This window comes from uncultured Nitrospira sp., from assembly GCA_902500695.1.
In the GTDB taxonomy this organism is placed as follows: Bacteria; Nitrospirota; Nitrospiria; order Nitrospirales; family UBA8639; genus Nitrospira_E.
In genome coordinates this window covers 1-3359 of record CABVRQ010000096.1, presented here as the reverse complement: position 1 = coordinate 3359, position 3359 = coordinate 1, and the positions used below count along the sequence as shown (strand labels likewise).

Here is a 3359-nt window from a genome sequence, read left to right as displayed (position 1 = left end):
ACCGTCACCCGTGAGGGATTCGCGAATTTTAATTGCGCACGAACATTGGAGATCGTCGGTTTGCTTCCTTCCGGGTCTAGGAATACGAGGAGGCGATCCAGCGCTTCTTTCCCGATGTGCGTAATGTGCAGATTGCATTCCAATCGGCTCAAATCCACGGCTCCCGTGGCATCTTGCAGAATGGTCGTGAGTCCAATGGTCGCGGCAATGATGCTATCCCCTTTGATTTTGGATTCTGTTTCGATGAGTTGATTGGCATCGAGATTCGCCACTTCAAACTCCGCCGATAGACGCAGGGGATGTTCGGCGGCAATGATGACATTTCCCCCAATCCCTCCACCCAACAAATTCATGGCGAGGTTTTGCATTTTGAGGGACTGTTGTTCAAATGCCAAATTAGTCGTGAATTTTTCAATTGTGAATGGCCCGACCTGGAGACGATCAATGGTGAGGGTCTGTCCTTTCCGGGAAAACGATTTGAGCTGGGCAATACGGTCGGACGGCTGAAATTTCTTTTTCGGCGGAGACCGGAGTTCATCAGGTTTCCAGGCCAGTGATTTTCGGAGCTGTATCCCACCGTTGATGTCACGGAGTTCCGTGCCATCCCGAGTCACGGAGAGTGTTTCGGATCCGATCTCCACAGAGGCGTCCAGACTCCCTTGTTCTTTTTTGAGCATGGACAGGGTAACCAGTGCCTTGCCATTTCCCTTTATCCCCAAGGGCTGCAAGGCTTCCTGAAAGGTTTCCACATCCAGAGCCAGGCGGGTGTGCAGTTGGGCAAAGAGTTTTGCCAATTGAGTGCCACGAGGCGATGTGGAGGACAACAGCTCACGCAAGCCCACCAACGCACTCTTGATGGTAAGGTCGAATCCCTTAGATGCCACATGGATCGGGTCAATCTGGACTTCATTCAGATCGGGGGACACCATATTCACATGCAGGGAGGTGTTGGCTAATTCCCTGATCGGGAGGGTGTCCGGCAAGTGAATCCGGTTGAGTGTGATATCTGTCGTGAGTTGGGTTTGAGGGGTGGCTCGTGGCGAATAGGCCATGGTCATGGTGCCGTTGCCCCCCTGAATCCGATATCCCGAAACGGCCCCTTCGAGATCCCGTAGCGTGACTTTTCCATTGACTCCCAGCGGGAGTTTCAATTTCTTAAGATCCGCCTCCTGGGGAATCTTGCCCGCTGCCCGCAGGTTCAGACTGACTCGTCCGTTTGGGTTGATTTCGTCGACCCCCTTCATGAGTGGTCCCGAAAGATGCGGGAGTAGGTTGCCGACATGGAGAAGGGGCAGCTGCAGATCTATATCAAATTGTTGGTCGGTTTGCGTGAACCGGGCCTTCATCCCCATATCCAACATCCCTTCGCTCGTCAGTCGCAGACTTTCAAGTAGGAAATCTTTTTGGAATACATCTTCCTTCGTTTTTGATGACAGTCTGAATGAAGGAAGGGTGGCCGTCAGATTGGCGTCCTGGTAATTCAGGTTGCCGAGCGTGAGTTGGAGCTGGTCTTCGGAGCGAAGGCTGGTGGGCTGAAAGGTTGGTGAGAGATTGCCTTGAAAATTAGATTTCAGGACCACCTGGCTGGTCCCGATGGTCACCATATCAGCGGCATAGAGGTCAGAGAAATTTGACGAAAACCCGACCGTTCCCTGAATTGCACCATTGGTTTCCTGATAATCGGAAGACAGCAGAAACGTGAGTTGGTGCATGGTGCCTTTTGCCTGGACGGATTCCCATTGAGCATGAAGGGACGACAGTTTGAGTGCGGCAGTTGCTTTTGCCCATTCAGGACGGAAATCCGAATGAAGTGCTCCGGTCGCATGCAGCACAAAGGTATCCGTTTCGGAATCTTTCTGGAGAATGAGTCCTTGAAGCTGGTCCTTGGGGAGGAGAGCGAGTAAGGCTTTGATCTTTGGCGACAGACGAATCTTCAGCGAGGCCTTCATGCCTTCCTTCGGTGCAGGATGAGGCTGTATCGCGCCGTTTATGTGTAAGGTGCCATAGGGGCTGAGGTCGGCGTTCAGATGTTTCACCTCAATGTGACGGGTGTGATGATTGCCACTGGTCTCAAGTGTCACGGCAAAAGGAAGGTTGAATGGGGTGCCAAGTAAATCGCCGGGTAATGCCGTGGCGCCGGAGACCTTCAGGTTTCCCGAAAAGGGTCCGGAGGCCTGATAGTCGCTCTGGAGGCTCAAATCGAAGTTGTGTATCCCATAGGCTTGAAATGCCAGATCATGAGTAGCCAGTTTCGCCGAGATGTTTCCCATCAACGGGAGGTTTTCTTTGATCTGAAGTTCCTTGGCGGTGAAAGCCAGATCTGTCGGTCCCACGGTCAGTTCGTGGTCTGGCAGATGTAATTCGACATCCTTCCCGTCCAATGTCGCATGGATGCTCCCCTGAAATCCGGAATCGGGAAGGGAGCCTGTGAGGGTGAATGAGGGAGAAAGGTTGCCGTGAATCGAAGCCGTGGCAAAATCCGGCGGCACAAAATCTTTGGCGAGGGCCATAATTTTGCCGAGGTCAAGATCCGCATTGGCCAGAGAAAGATTCACGGCCTTTTGAGTCAGGAAATCGTTGATGTTTCCTGAAAGTCTGAGGCGAAAGGCCGGATCCGATTCAATGCTGAGCTGTTTCAGCTCAATGTGTTGAGTTAGAAGATGAATAGCCGTGTCGAACTTTATGCTCAGAGGCAGTTGAATGTGCTTGCCTTGAAGGGCTACGGCGAGTTGTTCAACCTGCAGTGTGCCGTTGAGATAGGCATCATCCGAGGACACGCCTGCCGAACTCTGAAGATTCAGATGGGTGAGGTTCACCGTGAGGTCGGGTGAGACCACAATCTGGATATCGCTCTCGATGATCTTAAAGGTTTCAAGATTAATCGAAACGGGGAGGGTCGGAAGGGCTGCTGGTTCAGAAGGGGGTGAGGGAGGTGCCTCCGGAGCGGCCTTTGTCAGTTCAGGAAGATTGAGTGAGATGTCTGCCTGATCTATGGAGATTTCGTTGATGGTGAAGGTGCCCTTCAAGAGTCCCAGAAGACTGTAATCCAATGTCAGCTGTTCGAGTGTGAGAGGTGGTTGCTCTGGTTTGGCAAATTCCAGATGATTGACTTGAAGGCCTGTCAGTAAATTAAACGAGAGGGATTGGATCCTGACCGTACCTTGAAGAAGCTCGGAAAGACGAACTTCCAGCTCTTGCCGGACCATGTCCGAAGGAAACCAATAGGTCAACAACAGACCGGCACAGAGAAGAAGGGCCAGCATGCCCATGCCTAGCCAGGTAAACCATTTCAGGGCTTTCCTTGATCGTGGGGGGGGTGCAGGAGGAGGCGTGTCTTGTTGGGGGGTATCGGAAGTCAT

The 3359-nt window shown here is 52.3% G+C and carries 1 protein-coding gene; it reads right to left on the bottom strand.

All coding sequences use genetic code 11. The features are described 5' to 3' along the window. Positions 1 to 3359, bottom strand: a 3359-nt coding sequence (locus tag AAH187_RS16925; protein ID WP_342349659.1) for a hypothetical protein, incomplete at both ends; no start/stop codon positions are given.